We start from the raw sequence: 19,297 nt of genomic DNA, 5'->3' as shown, positions 1-19,297 counted from the left end.
CACACGCAGCGGTAGCCTGACCGCATGATCTCGCGTCCGCGCCTGCGGCTCGCCACGTCCGGCGCGATTGCGTCGACGCTCCTGCTGGCGGCGTGCACGGGCTCCACCCCCGAGCCTGTTCCGTCCGTGCCGGCGAAGGTCTCGTACGTCGCCCTGGGCGACTCCGCGGTGGCCGGGGCCGGCATCGGCACGCCGTCCGGGCCGTGCCTGAGGTCCGACGCCAACTACCCGTCGCTCGTCGCGCGGTCGCTCGGCCTCGACGCCGACCAGCTGACCGACGTCAGCTGCCCCGGGGCCACGACCAAGGACGTGCTGCTCGGCCGGCAGCAGCCGACCGCGCTCCCCCCGCAGGTCGACGCAGTCGGGCCCCAGACCGACGTGGTCACGATCAGCATCGGCGGCAACGACGCGGGCTACATCCCGTCGTTGTTCGGCTACTGCTACGCCCGTCCGGCCTCTGCACCCGAGACGTGCCAGGCGACGACCGACCGGCTCCCCGCGGCCCTCGACGGCATCCGGTCCGACGTCACCGAGGTGCTCGACGAGATCCAGCGACGCGCCCCCGACGCCCTGGTCGTGCTGGTCAGCTATCTGCGCCTCATGCCCGACGACGGCACGTGCCCGCCCGAGCAGGTCCCGGTGACGCCCGCCGAGCTGCGGGCGGGCGCGGCTGCCGAGGGGAGCCTCGAGACCGCGATGCGCGGCGCCGCCGAGGACGCCGGGGCCAGCTATCTGTCGATGCGCCGGGCCTCGGTGGGCCACGACGCCTGCGCCGATCCGGCCGAAGCGTGGGTCAGCGGCATCACGGCCGAGCCCGGCGACGGCTCTGCGCTGCACCCACGGGCGACCGGCATGCAGGCGGTCGCGACGGCCCTCGAGCCCGTCGTGTCCGCGCGTCTGACGGCCGCTGACTGACCCCCGATCAGCCTGCGACGACCCCCCGGATTTTCGCCCCTCCACCCGCAGGAGCGCTGCTAGGCTGACCACCGCTCGACCCCGTACGGATGCACCGCAGCCACGAATTCTGACCACCGAGTGACCACGGCAGGGAGACCATGACCCAGGAGCATTACGAGCCGGCCGCCCACTACGACCGGGTGACCGAGGCGTGGGGCCTTCTGCTGGGCGACGAGCTGCACTGGGGCGTGTTCGAGACCGGCGACGAGCCGCTCGACGTCGCGACCGCCGAGCTCACGACCCGCATGATCGCCGCGTCCCAGCTCTCGCCGGGACTGCGCGTGCTCGACGTCGGGTGCGGCTCCGGCACCCCGGCCCGCCGGATCGCGACCGAGCACGGCGTCGAGGTGCTGGGCATCACGACCAGCGCGGTCGGCGTCGAGGCAGCGACGCAGGAGTCGGCACGTCTCGGCGTCGACACCGTCTCGTTCGAGCAGCGTGACGGCACGGCCAACGGGCTGCCCGACGCCTCCTTCGACCGGGCCTGGGTGCTGGAGTCGTCCCACCTGATGCCCGACCGCCGGGCCCTGATCTCCGAGTGCGCCCGCGTCCTGCGCCCGGGCGGACGCATCGCCCTGTGCGACATCATCCGCCGTCGCGAGATCGGCTTCGCCGAGCTCAAGGAGCGTCGCCACGAGTTCGCGGTGCTGCGGTCGGCCTACGGCGCGGCGCGCATGGACTCCCTCGAGATCTACTCCGGGCTGATGGCCGATGCGGGGCTCGTCGTCGACGAGGTCGTCGACATCACCCGCGAGACCCTTCCGACCCTCGACCGCTGGCGGGCGACCGCCGCCGAGCACCGCGACGCCGTCATCGGGCTCATCGGTCAGGAGAGCCTCGACACGTTCGAGGAGTCCCTCGACATCCTCCAGGCCTTCTGGCAGGACGGCACCCTGGGCTACGGCCTGATCTCCGCGTCCAAGCCCGCCTAGCCGCCCGTCGACCGGCGGTAACCTTTTCTCGCGGACGTCGTTGAGCCGCGTGACATCCCACCACCACAGCATCTGGAGCACATGAGCATGGGAAGCCCTCGCAGTCAGGCCGAAGAGACGATCAAGCGCTTCCTCTCGCGGGCCAACAAGGACGCCGACGTCACCGCCGAGACGTCCCTGTTCGCCGATGGTGTCGGGCTCGACTCGCTCGAGATCGCCGAGCTGTCGTCGATGCTCGAGGACGACCTCGGCGACGACCCGTTCAGCGTCGGGATCATGGCCACGACGGTCGGCGACATCCTCGACTACTACAGCGCCGAGGAACAGCCCTCCGCGTGATCGAGCTGCTGCGGACGGCCGCCGCGGAGCGTGGTGAGCAGCCTGCCGTCGTCTCGCCGCGAGGCGCCACGACGTTCGCCGAGCTGCTGACCCGGGCCGAGGCCGTCGCCGCCAACCTCGTCGCGCGGGGCGTCGGACGTCTCGCGATCCTCGACGACGACCCGGCGCAGGTCATGGCGCTCCTGGCCGGATCGGCCCTCGCCGGCGCCGAGGCGTGCGTCTACCCGCTCGCCGCGAGCGACGAGGCCGTCGCGGAGTACCGCGAGCGGTTCGACCACGACCACCTCGTCACGACCCGGTCCGGCCTCGTCGACGCCGGCGCCACCGCGACCGCCGACCTCCTGGTCGACCACGGCGAGCCCGTCCCGGCGACGGCGCCCGACGACGCCTCGCTGATGTGCATGACGACCGGAACGACCGGCGCCCCCAAGGCCGCCCGCCATCTGTGGAGCCGCGTGCTGCTCACGACCCGGCGGATCCGCCCGGTCGACGACCAGATGTGGTTGCTGGCCTACGGGCTCAACCAGTTCGGCGGGCTGCAGATCCTCATCCACGTCGTCGCGGCACAGACCACGCTGGCCGCCGCCGAGACCTTCCAGCCCCGCGACGGCCTCGCCGCGATGCGGCGCTGGGGCGTCACCCACGCGAGCGGCACGCCGACGTTCTGGCGGTTCCTGCTCATCGAGATGGACAGCGACGGCGGCGACGTCCCACCCCTGCGCCAGATCACGATGGGCGGCGAGGCGGTCCCGCCCGCCCTGCTGCAGCGCGTCGCCGACCGCTTCCCGACCGCCCGCGTGTCGCAGATCTACGGCGCCAACGAGTTCGGCCAGAACGTCTCGGTGCGCGACGGTGTCGCGGGTCTGCCGGTCTCGATGCTCCAGGAGGGCGGCGACGTCGTCTTCAAGGTCGTCGACGGCGAGCTGTGGGTCAGGTCCCGCGCCTCGATGCTCGGCTACTACGGCCAGCCCCCGATCGACGCCGACGCGTGGCGCGCGACCGGCGACCTCGTCGAGATCGTCGACGACCGCATCGAGTTCCGCGGCCGCGCCTCCGAGGTCATCAACGTCGGCGGCGTCAAGGTCCACCCGCTGCCGGTCGAGGACCGCATCGGCCAGATCCCCGGCGTCGCGCTGGTGCGGGTCTTCGGTCGTCCCAACGCGATGGTCGGCGCGATCGTCGCCGTCGAGGTGGTCCCCGAGTCGGGACACGACACCGAGGAGATCGACGCTGCGATCCGCGCGGCGTGCGCAGACCTTCCACCCGCTTCCCGCCCCCGGAGCATCCGCTTCGTCGAGACCATGGGCACCACCGGCAACAAACTCACGAGAGGTGGCACATCATGACGGTGTCCACAGGACGCGTCGTCATCATCACCGGCGGCAGCCGCGGGCTGGGGGCCGGCATCGTCCAGTCCTACCTCGACTCCGGCGACCGCGTCGCGACGTGCGCCCGGTCGTCGACCGACGAGATCGAGCGCTGGACCAACGACCCCGCCACGGCCGGACGCTTCTTGTTCCGCGCGGTCGACCTCAGCAACCGCGAGCAGGTCGACGCGTTCGTCAAGGACGTCACCGACGAGTGGGACGTCGTCGACATCCTGGTCAACAACGCCGGTGTCGCGCGTGACGGCATCCTGGCCCTGACGCCCGACGACGACGTCGACACCGTCATCGACCTCAACCTCAAGGGCACGCTGCACATCAGCAAGCTCGTGTCCCGCCGCATGCTGTCCCGCGGATCGGGGCACATCATCAGCATCTCGTCGATCGTCGGCCTCTCCGGCTACCGGGGCCTCGCGGTCTACAGCGCCACCAAGGCGGCCATGGACGGCATGACCCGTGCGCTGGCCCGCGAGCTCGGCTCCCGCGGCATCTTCGTCAACTCCGTCGCGCCCGGCTACCTGCGCACCGAGATGTCGCACGGGCTCGACGAGGGGCAGCTCGACCAGATCGTCCGGCGCACCCCGGCCGGACGCCTCGGCGAGCCGGCCGACATCGCGCGCATCGTGCAGTTCCTGACGTCGCCCGACAACACCTACATCACGGGGCAGACCATCGTCGCCGACGGAGGACTCACCGCCTGACGGCCTGTCCGCCTAGGATCGTTTCGTGAAGTTCCTCAACGACCTCGCCCCGTCCTTCGACCTCACGTACAACGACGTGTTCATGGTCCCCGCACGCTCCGACGTCACCAGCCGCTTCGACGTCGACCTCGCGACGGCCGACGGCACGGGCACCACGCTGCCGCTCGTCGTCGCCAACATGACTGCGATCTCCGGCAAGCGCATGGCCGAGACGATCGCGCGCCGCGGCGGCATCGCGATCATCCCGCAGGACATCCCGCTCGACATCGTCGCTGCGACGGTCGACCGGGTGAAGGCCGCCCACACGGTCTACGACACCCCCGTCACGGTCGACCCGACCACCACGGTCGGCGAGGCCCTGAGCCTGATCCCCAAGCGGGCGCACGGCGCGGTCGTGGTCGTCGACGACGGCGTCGTGCTCGGCATCGTCACCGAGCGTGACGGCGCCGAGGTCGACCGCTTCGCCCAGGTGCGCGACGTCATGACGACCGACGTGCTCACCTTCGAGGCCGGCGCAGACCCCCGTGAGTGCTTCAACCAGATGTCGGCCCGGCACGTCGACGTCGCACCCGTGCTCGACGGCGGCCGGCTGGCCGGCGTGCTGACCCGCAAGTCAGCCCTGCGCTCGACGATCTACGACCCGGCGGTCGACGCCGACGGCCGTCTCGTGATCGGCGCAGCGGTCGGCATCAACGGCGACGTCGCCGGCAAGGCCGCCGAGCTGCTCGCGATGGGCATCGACGTCATCGTCGTCGACACGGCCCACGGGCACCAGGACAAGATGCTCGAGGCGCTCCCGCTCGTCACGGTGGCGCGCAACACCTACGCCGCGGAGTCCGGACGGCGCGTGCCGATCGCTGCGGGCAACGTCGTCTCGGCGGCCGGCGTCCGCGACCTCGTCGCCGAGGGCGCCGACATCATCAAGGTCGGCGTCGGCCCCGGCGCGATGTGCACCACGCGCATGATGACCGGCGTCGGCCGACCGCAGTTCTCCGCAGTGCTCGAGTGCGCCGCCGCTGCCCGCGAGCTCGGGGCCCACGTGTGGGCCGACGGCGGTGTCCGCTACCCGCGCGACGTCGCCCTCGCCCTGGCGGCCGGAGCCGCGAGCGTCATGATCGGCTCGTGGTTCGCCGGCACGCTCGAGAGCCCCGGCGACCTCAAGGTCGGCCCCGACGGCCGTCCCTACAAGGAGTCGTTCGGCATGGCCTCGGCGCGCGCCGTCTCCAACCGCACCCGCGACGCCGCAGGCTTCGAGCGGGCCCGGATGGCGCTGTTCGAGGAGGGCATCTCGTCGTCACGCATGTTCCTCGACCCCGATCGCCCCGGCGTCGAGGACCTCGTCGACGCGATCATCGCCGGCGTGCGGTCGAGCGCGACCTATGCCGGAGCGCGGTCGATCGCGGAGTTCCACGACCGCGCGGTCGTCGGGCTGCAGAGCTCCGCCGGCTACGACGAGGGTCGCCCGCTGAACACCTCTTGGTAGGCCGCTCGCGGCTCGTTCCTCGCCGCTCCTCTCGGTGCTCGCTGGCGCTCGCACCGGCGGCCTGCTCGCTTCGCTCGCCCGGGGTTGCGTCATGCGCTGGCGCTCGCACCGGCGGCCTGCTCGCTTCGGTGGCGGGCGCCGTCGACGATGAAGGACAGGCCGAGGTCGAACGAGCCGGTGCCGGGCCGCACGAGCCGGTCGTCGTCGATCGCGCCGGCGCTGCTCGCCTGCAGGTGGATCTGCTCCTCGGTGACGAAGCCGAACACGAAGTGCAGCACCGTCGCGGCCGCCGCACGCGCGAGGTCGTCGCCGAGACCACCCCGCGAGAAGGCCGCTGCCAGCGGCTCCACGAGTGATCGTGTGCCCAGGCCGAACGCCTGCACGGTCGCCACGAGCTCGGCGCCGTCGCGATACGCGAGCATCGCGTCACGGAGCTCGTGGCTGATCGCCGAGACCGCCGCCTCCCACGCCAGCCGGTCGTGGTCGGCGTGCCGGCCCCGCTGCAGCACCTCGTCGGCGACCGCCGCGAGCAGCTCCTGCTTGTTGCCGAAGTGGTGGTAGAGCGCGGAGGGCTGCAGGCCCAGCTCCGACGCGATCCTTCTCATCGAGAGGTCGGCGAGCCCATACTGGTCGAGGACGTCGACGGCCCGCTCGACGATGTCTGCACGGCGATAGCGCATGGGTCCTCCGAAGACGTCACATTGACAGCGAGGACAGCCTATACGCTAACCTGAACGCCGTTCACCTGAGCACCGTTCAGGTTCCCTTTCACCAGGAGCACGACCATGACGACCACTGCCACCCCCCGGCGCGCCGCAGGCCTCAGCACGACCGACCTCGCGCTCGTCGCGACCTTCGCCGCCTTCATCGCGGTCTGCGCGATCCTGCCCGCGCTGGGCACCAACGCGTCCGGCGTCGAGTTCACCCTGCAGATGTTCGGCATCTTCCTGGCCGCCGGTGTCCTGGGCGCCAGGCGCGGGGCGCTCGCCGTGCTGCTCTACCTCGCCGTCGGCACCGCCGGCGTGCCGATCTTCGCCGGCCAGACCGGTGGCCCCTCGGTGTGGACCGGCGCATCCGCCGGCTACCTCATCGCCTTCCCGGTCGCGGCCTTCCTGGTCGGTCTCGTCGCCAGCTCGTTCGCGCGCCGCAATCCCGCGGCCCTCACGGTCGCGCTGTCGGTCGCCGCGGCGATCGTGACCGTCGCGGTCGTCGGCGTCATCGGCGCCGTCGGCATGTCGATCAAGCTCGACGTCAGCTTCGGCACGGCCTGGGGCTACGCGACGCCGTTCTTCGTCTTCGACATCGTCAAGGGCGTCATCGCGGCGGTCGTGGCGGCGGCCGTCCACCGCGCCTTCCCCCAGCTGGTAGCCAAGCGCTGATCGTGCCCCCCTCGATCCGGCTCGACGAGGTCGCCGTCTCGGTATCCACCCCGAGCGGCGACCTCGTCCTTCTGCACCCCACAAGCGCGCAGCTGACCGAGCACCGGATCGCGCTGATCGGCAGCAACGGCTCGGGCAAGTCGACGTTCGCCCGCCTGCTCAACGGCCTGGTCGAGCCGACCAGCGGGGCCGTCACGGTCAACGGCCTCGACACCGTCGACGACGGGCCCGCCGTCCGGCGCACGGTCGGCTTCGTCTTCACCAACCCTGACGCCCAGCTCGTGATGCCCACCTGCATCGAGGACGTCGCGCTGTCGCTGCGGCGCACGATCAAGGACAAGAAGGAGCGACTGCGCCGGGCGCGGTCGATCCTCGAGGGGATCGGCCTGGAGGACAAGGCCGATACCACGGTGCACGCGCTCTCCGGCGGCCAGAAGCAGATGCTCGCCCTGGCGGGCGTCCTGGCGACCGAGCCGGCCATCCTGGTCGCCGACGAGCCCACGACCCTGCTCGACCTGCGCAACACCCGCGCCGTCGCCGACCGGCTCTTCGCCCTGTCGCAGCAGCTCGTGCTCGTGACCCATGACCTCGAGCTCGCCGCCCGGTGCGACCGGGCGCTGGTGATCGACGAGGCCCGGGTCGTGTTCGACGGCGCCCCCGCCGACGCCATCGAGCACTACCGCTGCGTGGTCGATGCATGAGCCAGCTGCTCGTGGGCGCCTATCGGCCCGGCACGACGTTCGTCCACCGCCTCCCGACCGGCCCCAAGCTCGGCCTGCTGGCGCTGTTCGGCGTCGCGACCGTGGCGATCCCGGGGCTGTGGCCCGCCCTCGCGCTCCTCGCCGTGGCCGTTGCGCTCGCGGCGTGGGTCCGCATGCCGTTGCGGCACACCCTGCGGGCGCTGCGGCCACTCCTGCTGGTGGTCGTCGTGGTCACGGCCTTCCAGGTCTGGCAGCAGGGCTGGCCCACCGCCATCCACGTCGTCGCAGGGCTGCTGGCCTCGTTCATCGCAGCGCTCGTGTTCACCACGACGACGTCGATCGACTCGATGCTCGACGCCATCACCCGGGGCCTGGGGCCCTTCCGCCGGATCGGCGTCAACCCCGAGCGGTTCGCCCTCTCCTTCTCCCTGGTGCTGCGGGCGATCCCCGGCATCGTCGAGATCGCCCAGGAGACCCGCTCGGCCGCCAAGGCCCGGGGCCTCGAGCGCAGCCCCCGCGCGCTGCTCGTCCCGATGGCCATCCGCACGGTCGCCCAGGCCTACGAGACCGGGGCCGCCCTGCACGCCCGCGGCATCGGAGACGAGTAACCACCGTTTACAGATCCCCTCCCCTGACCTAGGCTCCGACCATCGCGGATGCCTCGGGGGACGTCCTCGTGGCGACGCGCTCATATCGGGGGATATGCATGAGCAGAAGAACTCTGTCCGCAGCAGCAGCCGTCGCCTCACTGAGCATGGTCGGTGCCGGCATGCAGGCCGCGACCGCCGCACCCGCCGGACCCGAACGGGTCACCTCGACGCGCAGCGTCTCGGAGTCCGGTGCCACCGCTCGGGCGGCCGTCGCCGCGGCGAAGCGGGCACCAGCCGCCCGGGTCGGGGACGACGAGACCCTGAAGGTCACCGACGCGCTCGTCGACTCGACCGGGGCCACCCACGTCCGCATGCGGCGAACGTACGACGGGCTGCGCGTCGTCGGTGGAGACCTCGTGGTCCACCGGGCTGCCGACGGCGACGTGCTGGGCACGTCCCAGACGCTGCGTCGCCAGCTCTCCCTCTCCACGACGCCAAAGCGGTCGGCGGCGTCGGCGCTCGAGAAGGTCGGGACGACCGCCAAGAAGGCCGGTGCGCCGGAGCTCGTCGTCGACGCGACCGCGACCCCGCGCCTCGCCTGGCTCGTCACCACCCGTGGAACCCAGCGCGACGGCACACCCAGCCGCATCGACTCCTACGTCGACGCACGCACCGGCGACACGATCCGGTCGGAACAGCGCATCCAGACGGTCGACGGCGAAGGGCAGTCGCTCTACGGCGGCACGGTGCCGCTCGACCTGACGCAGTCCGGCAGCGCCTACCAGCTCAAGGACGCCACACGTGGCAACACCTACACGATCGACGTCAACAACAAGACCGACGGCGCACTCTGCAGCGTGCTCAACATGGGTTGTGCGACCGGTGCGGTCTTCTCCAGCACCGACACCTCGTTCGGCAACGGCACCACCAGCAGCCGCGAGTCCGCTGCGGTCGACGCGCAGTACGGCACCGACGCGACCTGGGACTACTACCAGGACACCTTCGGACGCGACGGCATCTTCGGCACCGGCGCCGGCTCGTTCAACCGGGTCCACTACGGCAAGAACTACGTCAACGCGTTCTGGGACGGCGAGAAGATGACGTACGGGGACGGCAACGGCACGACGTACGGGCCGCTCACCTCGCTCGACGTCGCGGGCCACGAGATGTCGCACGGCGTCACGGAGAACACCGCGGGCCTGACCTACTCGGGCGAGTCCGGTGGACTCAACGAGGCGACGAGCGACATCTTCGGCACGATGGTCGAGTTCTTCGCCGCCAACCCCAGCGACCAGGGCGACTACCTGATCGGCGAGGAGTTCGACCTCGCCGACGGGTCAGGGCTGCGCCGCATGGACGACCCGGCCTCGGACGGCTCGTCCCTCGCGTGCTGGTCGACGAACGCCAAGAACGTCGACGTTCACTACTCGTCCGGCATCGGCAACCACTTCTTCTACCTGCTGGCCGAGGGCTCCGGGGCGAAGACGATCGGCGGAACGGCCCACGCGTCGTCGACGTGCAACGGGTCGACGGTCGCCGGGATCGGGCGCACCGACGCGGCCGCGATCTGGTACCGCGCGCTCACGGTCTACATGACCTCGGGCACGACGTACGCCCAGGCGCGCACCGCGACGATCAGCGCGGCGAACGACCTCTTCGGCGCCGGCAGCACCCAGTCGGCGACCGTCGCCGCGGCGTGGAGCGCCGTCAGCGTCGGCTGACCCACCACCGGGGCCGGGTCCCACGGCGTCTCGTGGGATCCGGCCCCGGCGCGGTAGCGTCGCACGATGGACAACGCCAGCACCGCGGTCGCCGTCGCCGTGGTGCTCGTCGCCACGGCAGCCTTCGTGCGCTGGCGGCTGCTCACCCGCCGCCGCACCCTCGGGTCGCCCGCCGACCGGGCCACCTACAAGACGCTGCACACCGCGTCGCTCGCCGCGCCGTCGCTGCGCCGCGGGCTCGACGCCGAGAGCGCGGCACAGGCGATCCCCCACGTCCGGGCCCTGCTCGGCACGTCGACCGTCGCCATCACCGACCTCGACGGCCCGCTCGCGTGGGACGGCGCCCACGCAGACGTCGACGTGATCCCCCTGATGTCCGACGCCCTGGCGCGTGGCACGACCCAGGCGTCCGCCCGGGCGATCGTCGCTCCCCTGTCGGTCGACGGTCGGGTCGTCGGCAGCATCGTCGTCGTCAGCGACGAGGCGTCCGCCGGCCTGGCCCGCGCGACGACGGAGGTCGCCCGCTGGATGTCGAGCCAGCTCGAGCTCGCCGAGCTGTCGGAGTCACGATCCGCCCTGGTCGAGGCCGAGCTGCGCGCCCTCCGCGCCCAGATCTCGCCGCACTTCATCTACAACTCGCTCGGCGCGATCGCGTCGTTCGTGCGCACCGACCCCGAGCGGGCTCGCGAGCTGCTGCTCGAGTTCGCCGACTTCACCCGCTACTCGTTCCGCGAGCACGGCGAGTTCACGACCCTGGCCGAGGAGCTCCGCTCGATCGAGCGCTACCTCGTGCTGGAGAAGGCCCGCTTCGGCGACCGCCTCCGGGTCGTCACCCGCATCGCGCCGGAGGTCCTCAGCGTCACCCTGCCGTTCCTCTCGGTGCAGCCGATCGTCGAGAACGCGGTGCGGCACGGCCTGGAGGCCAAGGACGGCAGCGGCACCCTCACCGTCATCGCCCTCGACGAGGGCGCCGAGTGCGTCATCACGATCGAGGACGACGGAGTGGGCGTCGACCCCGACACCGTCCGCGACGCCCTCGTCGGCCGGACGACCAGCAGCTCGGTCGGCCTCGCCAACGTCGACGCCCGGGTCCGCACCGTCTACGGAGACGCCCACGGGATCGTCGTCGAGACCGCTCCGGGGCACGGCACGAAGGTGACGCTGCGCATCCCGAAGTTCCACCCGATGCCGCCCACGGCCGGCTGACCGAGGCCCCGCACTTGTGGCGCAGGTCACCAGTGGGCAGGATCAGGGCATGACCGGCCCCCTGAACGCCCTGGTCGTCGACGACGAGCAACCCGTCCTCGACGAGCTGGTGTGGCTCCTGGAGCGGGACGAACGCATCGGTCAGGTCCGCGCGGCACGCTCGGGGGCGGAGGCTCTGCGGCTGCTCGACGAGGTCGACGTCGACCTGGTCTTCCTCGACGTGGCGATGCCGGGGCTGAGCGGGCTCGAGATCGCCCGGCTGCTCGGCCGGTTCCGCAACCCTCCGCAGATCGTGTTCGTGACGGCCCACGACCAGCACGCGGTCGAGGCGTTCGAGATGAATGCGGTCGACTACCTGCTCAAGCCGATCCGCGAGGACCGGCTGCGCGAGAGCGTCCGCCGCGCCACGGCAGACCGCGACGCCGTCGCGCCGTCCGGCGACGACTCGATCGTGGTCGAGCTCGGCGGGGTCACCCGGTTCGTGTCGCGGGCGACGGTGTCCTACGCCGAGGCGCAGGGCGACTACGTCCGGCTCCACACGACCGACGGCCCCAGCCACCTGATCCGCACCCCCATCAGCACGCTCGCCGACGAGTGGGCCGCCGCCGGTTTCGTCCGCATCCACCGCAGCCACCTGGTCAACCTCGCGCACGTCCAGGAGGTGCGCGCCGCCGCCGGGCAGTGCAGCGTCATCGTGCCGTCGGGCTCCGGGGTCGTCGAGCTCACGGTCGCCCGGCGCCACACCCGCTCGCTCCGCGAGCACCTGCACGAGCGCGCCCTGTGACCGACGAGCCCGCCGACCCGGGCCCGCCCCCGACGACGTACACCGGCCGGGTGCGCGTCACCAACCCGCTCGCCGCGGCGCCGTCCCACGTCCGGCGCAGCGTCCGGCAGGAGATCGACGAGTCGACCGGGGTGGGCGAGGTCTACATGCGCTCCCTGATCCGGCTGCAGCTGCGCGCCGCCCTCACCGTCGCGACGACGCTGGTGCTGTCGATCGGCGCCCTGCCCCTGGTGTTCCTCGCGTTTGACTCGGTCACCGAGTTCCGCGTCCTCGGCGCCCCTCTGCCGTGGGTCATCCTCGGCCTCGTCGTCTATCCCTGCCTGTTCGCGCTCGGGTGGCTCTACCTGCGCCAGGCCGAGCGGGCCGAGCGTGACTTCGCCGAGCTCGTCGAGCCGGAGCGCCCTGAGGAGCGCCCCGAGGCATGAACACCACGTACGGCGTCATCGCCGTGGCCCTGGTGGCGGTCGCGACCCTGGGCATCGGCGCGTTCGGGCTGCGCTTCAGCCGGACGACGAGCGACTTCTACGTCGCGTCCCGCTCGATCAGCCCGGTCTGGAACAGCGCGGCGATCGGCGGGGAGTACCTGTCGGCCGCGTCGTTCCTCGGCGTCGCGGGCCTCGTGCTGGCCTCCGGCGCCGACATGCTCTGGTACCCGATCGGATGGACCACGGGCTACCTCATGCTGCTGGTGTTCGTCGCCGCGCCGCTGCGCCGGTCCGGGGCCTACACGCTGCCCGACTTCGCGCAGGTGCGGCTGCAGTCCGACGCCGTCCGTCGGGTCGCGACCCTGCTCGTCGTCGCCGTCGGCTGGCTCTACCTCATGCCCCAGTTCCAGGGCGCCGGACTGACGCTGCGGACGGTGACCGGCGCGCCGACGTGGGTCGGCACGGTCCTCGTCGCGGTCATCGTGGTCATCAACGTCGTCTCGGGCGGCATGCGCAGCATCACCTTCGTGCAGGCGTTCCAGTACTGGCTCAAGCTGACCGCCCTGCTCATCCCGCTGTTCTTCCTGCTGCACGCATGGTCGGACGACGGTCGGCCCTCGCCCGTGGCGCCGAGCGACTGGTTCCAGCCGTTCGGCGAGGCGGACGGGCCCGGCCTCTACCTGACCTACTCGGTCATGGTCGCGACGTTCCTCGGCACGATGGGGCTGCCGCACGTCGTCGTGCGGTTCTACACCAACCCCGACGGCCACGCCGCCCGCCGGACGACGCTGATCGTGCTCGCGCTGCTCGGCTCGTTCTACCTGCTGCCGACGCTCTACGGCGTCCTCGGCCGCATCTACGCCGGCGACCTCGTGGCGTCCGGCCGCACCGACACCGTCGTGCTCGAGCTGCCCTCGCGGATGATCGGCGGCACCACCGGCGAGGTCCTCGCAGCGCTGCTGACGGCCGGGGCGTTCGCCGCCTTCCTGTCGACCTCGTCGGGCATCACGATGTCGATCGCCGGCGTCGTCGGGCAGGGCCTCGCCAAGCACGCCGCGACGCTGCCGATCACCCGCAAGGTCGGGCTCACGACCATCACGGCGCTCCGGCTCGCGGCAGCGGGAGGGGTGCTCGTGCCGCTGGCCCTGGCGCTGTCGGCCGAGCGCATCGCGGTGGCCAACTCGGTGACGTTCGCCTTCGCGCTGGCCGCCTCGACCTTCTGCCCGCTGCTGGTGCTGGGCATCTGGTGGCGGGGTCTCACCGCGACAGGCGCGATCGCCGGCCTGGTCGGCGGCGGTCTCTGTGCCGGCGTCGCGCCCGTCCTGACCATTGCCTGGGGCCCTGGCGGCTGGCTCGGCGTCCTGATGAGCCAGCCGGCCGCGTGGTCGGTGCCGATCGGCTTCGGCCTGATGGTCGGCGGCTCGCTGCTCACCCGATCGAGCGTGCCGGGCAACGTCGCGCGGACCATGGTCCGCCTCCACACCCCCGAGCACGTCGACGTCGACCGGCGGTCCTGACGCCGCGACGCCCGACCGCTCGTCGCGCCACACCGACCGTTCGTCGCACTTCGTCGACCGCACACCGCACGAGGGGCGGGGGCTCGTCGCAGCGGGACCTTGGTGATCTGGCTCACACCTGCTCGCGTCCCTAGGTTCAGGCATGCGGCGCCCCGTGCCGTCCTGTCCCGACACCTCACTCGAAGAAAGTGGTGAAACCGTGAGCGAGAAGATCTCTGTCGAGGCCCAAGAGGCCTACGAACGCATCAACGCCTCGGACGACTTCGCCCAGCTGAAGAAGTCCTACTTCGGCTTCGTCGTCCCCCTGACCATCGCCTTCATGGCGTGGTACGTCCTCTACGTCCTGATGTCGATCTACGCCGGCGGCTTCATGGGCAAGCAGGTCTTCGGCAACATCAACGTCGCACTCGTCTTCGGGCTGCTCCAGTTCGTCACGACCTTCGGCATCGCGATCTGGTACGCCCGCTTCGCCGCGTCGCGGATGGATCCCCTGGCCGACAAGCTGCGTGACGAGTACGAAGCGGAGATCGAGCGATGAAGACCGACAACCTCCTCGCCGCGAGCGACGGCGGCAACCAGGCCCTCACCGGCACCCTGTTCCTGCTGATCGTCGCCCTCACGGTCGGCATCACGTTCTGGGCCAGCCGCAACAACAAGACCGCCGCCGACTACTACGCAGGCGGGCGCAGCTTCACCGGCGTCCAGAACGGCTTCGCCGTCGCCGGCGACTACATGTCGGCCGCCTCCTTCCTCGGCATCTCCGGCGCGATCGCGCTGTCGGGCTACGACGGGTTCCTCTACTCGATCGGCTTCCTCGTCGCCTGGCTCGTCGCCCTGCTGCTGGTCGCCGAGCTGCTGCGCAACTCCGGCCGGTTCACGATGGCCGACCAGCTCGCGTTCCGGATGCGACAGCGTCCGGTCCGGACCGCAGCGGCCACATCCACCGTCGTCGTGTCGATCTTCTACCTGCTGGCCCAGATGGTCGGTGCCGGAGCGCTGGTCGCCCTGCTGCTCGGCGTCGACAGCCAGACCGCCAAGAACCTCACGATCATGGGCGTCGGCGTGCTGATGATCTTCTACGTCGTCGTCGGCGGCATGAAGGGCACCACCTGGGTGCAGATCGTCAAGGCGATCCTGCTGATGGGCGGCACCATCCTCATCACGGTGCTGGTGCTGGCGAAGTTCCAGTTCAACATCAGCGACATGCTCGGCACCGCGGCCGACAAGAGCGGCGCCGGCAAGGCGTTCCTCGAGCCGGGCCTCAAGTACGGCGTCTCGACCGAGGCCAAGATCGACTTCATCTCGCTCGGTCTCGCCCTCGTGCTCGGCACGGCCGGCCTGCCGCACATCCTGATCCGCTTCTACACCGTCCCGACCGCACGCCAGGCCCGCAAGTCGGTGCTGTGGGCGATCGGCCTGATCGGCGCCTTCTACCTGATGACGCTCGTCCTCGGCTTCGGTGCCGCGGCCCTCGTCACCGGCGACAAGAAGCAGGACATCGTCGACTCCGGCGGCAACCTGGCCTCGCCGCTGCTGGCCGAGGCCGTGGGCGGCGGATCCGGGTCGACCGGTGGAGCGGTGCTGCTCGCGCTGATCTCGGCGGTCGCGTTCGCGACGATCCTCGCCGTGGTCGCAGGTCTGACCCTGACGTCGGCGTCGTCGGTCGCTCACGACCTCTACGCCAACGTGTGGAAGCGCGGCAAGGTCACCGAGAAGCAGGAGGTCAAGGTCGCCAAGATCGCCGCCTTCATCATCGGCGGCATCGCGATCGCCCTGTCCATCCCGGCGCAGAAGCTCAACATCGCCTTCCTGGTGGCGCTGGCCTTCGCAGTGGCGGCCTCGGCCAACCTGCCGGCGCTGCTGTTCAACCTGTTCTGGAAGAAGTTCAACACCCGCGGGGCGGTGTGGAGCATCTACGGCGGACTCATCTCGTGCGTCGGTCTGGTGATCTTCTCGCCGGTCGTCTCGGGGTCGGAGACCGCGATGATCACGGGCGCCGACTTCAGCTGGTTCCCGCTGGCCAACCCGGGCATCATCTCGATCCCGCTCGGCTTCTTCTTCGGCTGGCTCGGCACCGTCACGGCGCCCGACGCCGATGCCGAGGCCAGGTACGTCGAGCTCGACGTCCGGTCGATGACCGGTGCCGGCTCCGAGAAGTAGGTCAGGGCAGGAGGCCGTGGCGGCGGGCAGCCGCCACGGCCTCGTGCCGCGACCGTGCACCGAGGCGGGCCATGGCGCTGCGCAGATAGCTCTTGACGGTCTCCGGCCCCAGGCCCAGACGGTCGGCGATCTCGGCGTTGCGGCACCCGGCCGCGGCCAACGACACGACATCGAGCTGGCGCGCCGTCAGGCTCACCTCGGCGTCGGGAGCATCCCCGCCCAGCAGGGCCTCGAGCCGGTCACGGGTCCGGAGATCGGCCGTGTCGCGGGCGATGAGCCGCATCTCGGCGAAGGCGTCGCGCAGCCGCTGCAGCTCGGCGGTCTCCGGGCCGGCCGAGGCGACGGACGCGGCGAGGCGCACGCGACGATCGACCTCGTCACGGATCTCCATCTCGCCCGAGACCTTGCGGGCCTCATTCACCAGCGACTCGAGCGCAGCCTCCGACAGGGGCGCAGCACCACGGGTCCCGGCATAGAGCAGGCCCCGCACGTCGTCGCGCACCACGATCGGCACGACAGCGAGGAAGGTGACGCGCTCGCCGAGGATCTGGCGGTCGTACTCGTGCGTGATGTCGAGCGACGTGCCGTAGTCGCGGACGAACGCCGGGCGGCGACTCAGCCAGGTCTTGCCGCCCAGACCCCTGGACGGCTTGATCGTGATGGTCGCGAGATCACTCGTGACCTCGCCCAGCGTGAGGGTCACGGGAACTCCGTGCTCGTCGCGCAGCCCGCCGAAGACCAGTGGCACCTCGCACTCGCGGTGCAGGCGGGACGCCGCGGACCGCAGCAGGGCGAGATCGCCGGCACGCCCGTCGTCCGTCACCGCGTACCCCCTTCCGGGGCTAGACCAGCCGTCTGCACCACCCACACGATGTGGGGCAGACCACACCAGTTTGTCACGGGCACGCTGCACGCAGGTTGCCCGCGCAGAGCATCAGCACCACGAACCACCACCTTGAGGAGTCGGCCATGACCGAGCAGAACATCAGCAACCTGTCCCAGGAGGACCGGACGTTCGACCCGCCGGCCGATCTTGCGGCGAGCGCGAACGTCAAGGCCGAGGTCTACGAGACGGCAGCGGCCGACCGGGTCGCGTTCTGGGGCGAGCAGGCGCAGCGCCTCGACTGGGGCACGCCGTTCACCGAGGTGCTCGACTGGTCGAACGCCCCGTTCGCGAAGTGGTTCGTGGGTGGGAAGCTCAACGCCGCCCACAACTGCGTCGACCGCCACGTCGATGCCGGCAACGGCGACAAGGTCGCGCTGCACTTCGTCGGCGAGCCGGCCGACGACACCCGCGACATCACGTACGCCGAGCTCAAGGACCTCGTGTCGCAGGCGGCCAACGCCCTGATCGACCTCGGCGTGCAGACCGGCGACCGGGTCGCGATCTACCTGCCGATGATCCCCGAGGCCGTCGTCGCGATGCTCGCCTGCGCCCGCCTCGGCGCCCCGCACACGGTCGTCTTCGGCGGCTTCTCCGCCGACGCACTCTCGTCGCGCATCCTCGACTGCGACGCCAAGGTCGTCATCACCGCCGACGGCGGCTACCGTCGCGGCGCCGCGTCGGCCCTCAAGCCGGCCGTCGACGAGGCCCTGCAGAAGTGCCCCGACGTCACCGGCGTCCTCGTCGTGCGACGCACGGGCCAGGAGGTCGAGTGGACCGAAGGCCGCGACGTCTGGTGGCACGAGACCGTCGACCAGGCCTCGACCGACCACACCCCCGAGATGTTCGACGCCGAGCACCCGCTCTACGTCATGTACACGTCGGGCACGACCGGCTCGCCCAAGGGCATCCTGCACACCACGGGCGGCTACCTCGTGCAGTCGGCGTGGACGTTCTGGGCGGTCTTCGACTACAAGCCCGACGACGTCTACTGGTGCACCGCCGACGTCGGCTGGGTCACCGGCCACTCGTACATCGTCTACGGACCGCTCGCCAACGGCGCGACGCAGGTGCTCTACGAGGGCACGCCCGACACCCCCCACAAGGGCCGTTGGTGGGAGATCATCGAGAAGCACAAGGTCTCGCTGTTCTACACGGCGCCCACGGCCATCCGTACGTGCATGAAGTGGGGCGAGGAGATCCCCGCGACGTTCGACCTGAGCTCGTTGCGCATCCTCGGCTCCGTCGGTGAGTCGATCAACCCCGAGGCGTACGTCTGGTACCGGGACAACGTCGGCGGAGGCCGGACCCCGATCGTCGACACCTGGTGGCAGACCGAGACCGGCGCCCACATGATCAGCCCGCTGCCGGGCGTCACGTCGGGCAAGCCCGGCTCGGCCATGACCGCGATCCCGGGCATCGCCGCCGAGGTCGTCGACGATGCCGGCCACCCCGTCGAGAACGGCGAGGGCGGCTACCTGGTCATCACCGAGCCGTGGCCCTCGATGCTCCGCACGATCTGGGGCGACGACGACCGCTACAAGGACACCTACTGGTCGCGCTGGCCGCAGTACTACTTCGCCGGCGACGGCGCCCGCAAGGACGCCGACGGCGCGATCTGGCTGCTCGGCCGCGTCGACGACGTCATGAACGTCTCGGGCCACCGCCTGTCGACGACCGAGATCGAGTCGGCGCTGGTGTCGCACCCCAAGGTCGCCGAGGCCGCCGTCGTCGGTGCCACCGACGACACCACCGGGCAGGCCGTCGTCGCGTTCGTGATCCTCAGGGAGTCGGCCCAGGGCGGCGGCGACGACATCGTCGCCGAGCTGCGCAACCACGTCGGCAAGGAGATCGGCCCGATCGCCAAGCCGCGCACCATCATGGTCGTGCCCGAGCTGCCCAAGACCCGATCGGGCAAGATCATGCGACGACTGCTGCGCGACGTGGCCGAGAACCGCGAGGTCGGCAACACCACGACCCTGGCCGACTCGGGCGTCATGGACCTCATCACCAGCGGCATGCAGACCGCCAAGGACGACGACTGACTCCGGCTGCCCGAGCGTGGCCTTGGTCACCTGGACAGGCAGAAGACGGGTCTCGTTCAGGTTTTGATCAGGTTGATCTGGGCACCATG

General features: G+C 71.0%; 19 protein-coding genes. 17 read left to right on the top strand and 2 right to left on the bottom strand.

Translation table 11 applies throughout. From position 1 onward, the window contains the following. The first annotated feature begins 24 nt into the window (after positions 1–24). The 6 genes from HQK15_RS05755 (at position 25) to HQK15_RS05730 (ending at position 5,797) form a co-directional block, all read left to right on the top strand. Entirely contained in the window at positions 25–915 is an 891-nt protein-coding gene (locus HQK15_RS05755; protein ID WP_173490428.1) for an SGNH/GDSL hydrolase family protein, read from the top strand. Between the two features lie 140 nt (positions 916–1,055). After that, entirely contained in the window at positions 1,056–1,889 is an 834-nt protein-coding gene (locus tag HQK15_RS05750; protein ID WP_173490427.1) for an SAM-dependent methyltransferase, read from the top strand. An 87-nt stretch (positions 1,890–1,976) separates the two neighbouring features. Beyond that, complete coding sequence (locus HQK15_RS05745; protein ID WP_173490426.1) at positions 1,977–2,228, top strand: acyl carrier protein; 252 nt, start codon at positions 1,977–1,979, stop codon at positions 2,226–2,228. Further along, positions 2,225–3,574, top strand: a complete 1,350-nt coding sequence (locus HQK15_RS05740; protein ID WP_173490425.1) for a class I adenylate-forming enzyme family protein — start codon at positions 2,225–2,227, stop codon at positions 3,572–3,574. Before HQK15_RS05745 ends, HQK15_RS05740 begins: the two co-directional genes overlap by 4 nt. After that, positions 3,571–4,314, top strand: a complete 744-nt coding sequence (locus HQK15_RS05735; protein ID WP_173490424.1) for an SDR family NAD(P)-dependent oxidoreductase — start codon at positions 3,571–3,573, stop codon at positions 4,312–4,314. The genes HQK15_RS05740 and HQK15_RS05735 overlap by 4 nt, the downstream gene beginning before the upstream one ends. Before the next feature lie 25 nt (positions 4,315–4,339). Further along, positions 4,340–5,797 carry a GuaB1 family IMP dehydrogenase-related protein gene (locus HQK15_RS05730; RefSeq protein WP_173490423.1) on the top strand — a complete coding sequence of 486 codons (1,458 nt, stop codon included), beginning with the start codon at positions 4,340–4,342 and terminating at the stop codon, positions 5,795–5,797. An 89-nt stretch (positions 5,798–5,886) separates the two neighbouring features. Here the strand turns inward: HQK15_RS05730 and HQK15_RS05725 are convergent, their stop codons facing one another. Further along, positions 5,887–6,477 carry a TetR/AcrR family transcriptional regulator C-terminal domain-containing protein gene (locus HQK15_RS05725; RefSeq protein ID WP_173490422.1) on the bottom strand — a complete coding sequence of 197 codons (591 nt, stop codon included), beginning with the start codon at positions 6,475–6,477 and terminating at the stop codon, positions 5,887–5,889. A gap of 105 nt (positions 6,478–6,582) precedes the next feature. On the opposite strand from HQK15_RS05725, the gene HQK15_RS05720 reads away from it, so the two are divergent. The 10 genes from HQK15_RS05720 (at position 6,583) to HQK15_RS05675 (ending at position 16,280) form a co-directional block, all read left to right on the top strand. Next, complete coding sequence (locus HQK15_RS05720; protein WP_173490421.1) at positions 6,583–7,176, top strand: biotin transporter BioY; 594 nt, start codon at positions 6,583–6,585, stop codon at positions 7,174–7,176. A 2-nt stretch (positions 7,177–7,178) separates the two neighbouring features. Then, positions 7,179–7,877, top strand: coding sequence for an energy-coupling factor ABC transporter ATP-binding protein (locus HQK15_RS05715; protein WP_367649070.1), 699 nt, complete (start codon positions 7,179–7,181; stop codon positions 7,875–7,877). Then, positions 7,874–8,485 (top strand): energy-coupling factor transporter transmembrane component T family protein, encoded by a 612-nt coding sequence (locus HQK15_RS05710; RefSeq protein ID WP_173490420.1) that lies wholly within the window; start codon positions 7,874–7,876, stop codon positions 8,483–8,485. The genes HQK15_RS05715 and HQK15_RS05710 overlap by 4 nt, the downstream gene beginning before the upstream one ends. Positions 8,486–8,583: 98 nt before the next feature. After that, positions 8,584–10,188 carry a M4 family metallopeptidase gene (locus HQK15_RS05705; RefSeq protein ID WP_173490419.1) on the top strand — a complete coding sequence of 535 codons (1,605 nt, stop codon included), beginning with the start codon at positions 8,584–8,586 and terminating at the stop codon, positions 10,186–10,188. Between the two features lie 66 nt (positions 10,189–10,254). Then, positions 10,255–11,394: a sensor histidine kinase gene (locus HQK15_RS05700; protein ID WP_173490418.1), complete on the top strand. Its 1,140-nt coding sequence runs from the start codon at positions 10,255–10,257 to the stop codon at positions 11,392–11,394. Positions 11,395–11,443: 49 nt separating this feature from the next. Continuing rightward, entirely contained in the window at positions 11,444–12,178 is a 735-nt protein-coding gene (locus HQK15_RS05695) for a LytR/AlgR family response regulator transcription factor (RefSeq protein ID WP_173490417.1), read from the top strand. Next, a complete protein-coding gene (locus tag HQK15_RS05690) occupies positions 12,175–12,603 on the top strand; it encodes a hypothetical protein (RefSeq protein ID WP_217361349.1) in 429 nt (142 codons plus the stop codon). The genes HQK15_RS05695 and HQK15_RS05690 overlap by 4 nt, the downstream gene beginning before the upstream one ends. Continuing rightward, positions 12,600–14,120: a sodium/solute symporter gene (locus HQK15_RS05685; RefSeq protein WP_173490416.1), complete on the top strand. Its 1,521-nt coding sequence runs from the start codon at positions 12,600–12,602 to the stop codon at positions 14,118–14,120. The genes HQK15_RS05690 and HQK15_RS05685 overlap by 4 nt, the downstream gene beginning before the upstream one ends. A gap of 199 nt (positions 14,121–14,319) precedes the next feature. Further along, entirely contained in the window at positions 14,320–14,658 is a 339-nt protein-coding gene (locus tag HQK15_RS05680) for a DUF485 domain-containing protein (protein WP_367649069.1), read from the top strand. Beyond that, on the top strand, positions 14,655–16,280 hold the full coding sequence (locus HQK15_RS05675; protein WP_173490414.1) for a monocarboxylic acid transporter: 1,626 nt from the start codon (positions 14,655–14,657) through the stop codon (positions 16,278–16,280). Before HQK15_RS05680 ends, HQK15_RS05675 begins: the two co-directional genes overlap by 4 nt. 1 nt (position 16,281) lies before the next feature. Here HQK15_RS05675 and HQK15_RS19045 read toward each other — a convergent pair whose 3' ends face one another. Continuing rightward, positions 16,282–17,103 (bottom strand): helix-turn-helix transcriptional regulator, encoded by an 822-nt coding sequence (locus HQK15_RS19045; RefSeq protein WP_173490413.1) that lies wholly within the window; start codon positions 17,101–17,103, stop codon positions 16,282–16,284. 146 nt (positions 17,104–17,249) lie between these two features. Between HQK15_RS19045 and acs the strand changes: the two genes are divergently transcribed. Next, a complete protein-coding gene (gene acs / locus HQK15_RS05665; RefSeq protein WP_173490412.1) occupies positions 17,250–19,208 on the top strand; it encodes an acetate--CoA ligase in 1,959 nt (652 codons plus the stop codon). Positions 19,209–19,297 lie beyond the last annotated feature (89 nt).

The sequence above is a fragment of the Aeromicrobium stalagmiti genome (assembly GCF_013283745.1).
Lineage (GTDB): Bacteria > Actinomycetota > Actinomycetes > Propionibacteriales > Nocardioidaceae > Aeromicrobium > Aeromicrobium stalagmiti.
Note: the sequence above shows the minus strand (reverse complement) of the source record. Positions and strands in the feature narration are given on the sequence as shown.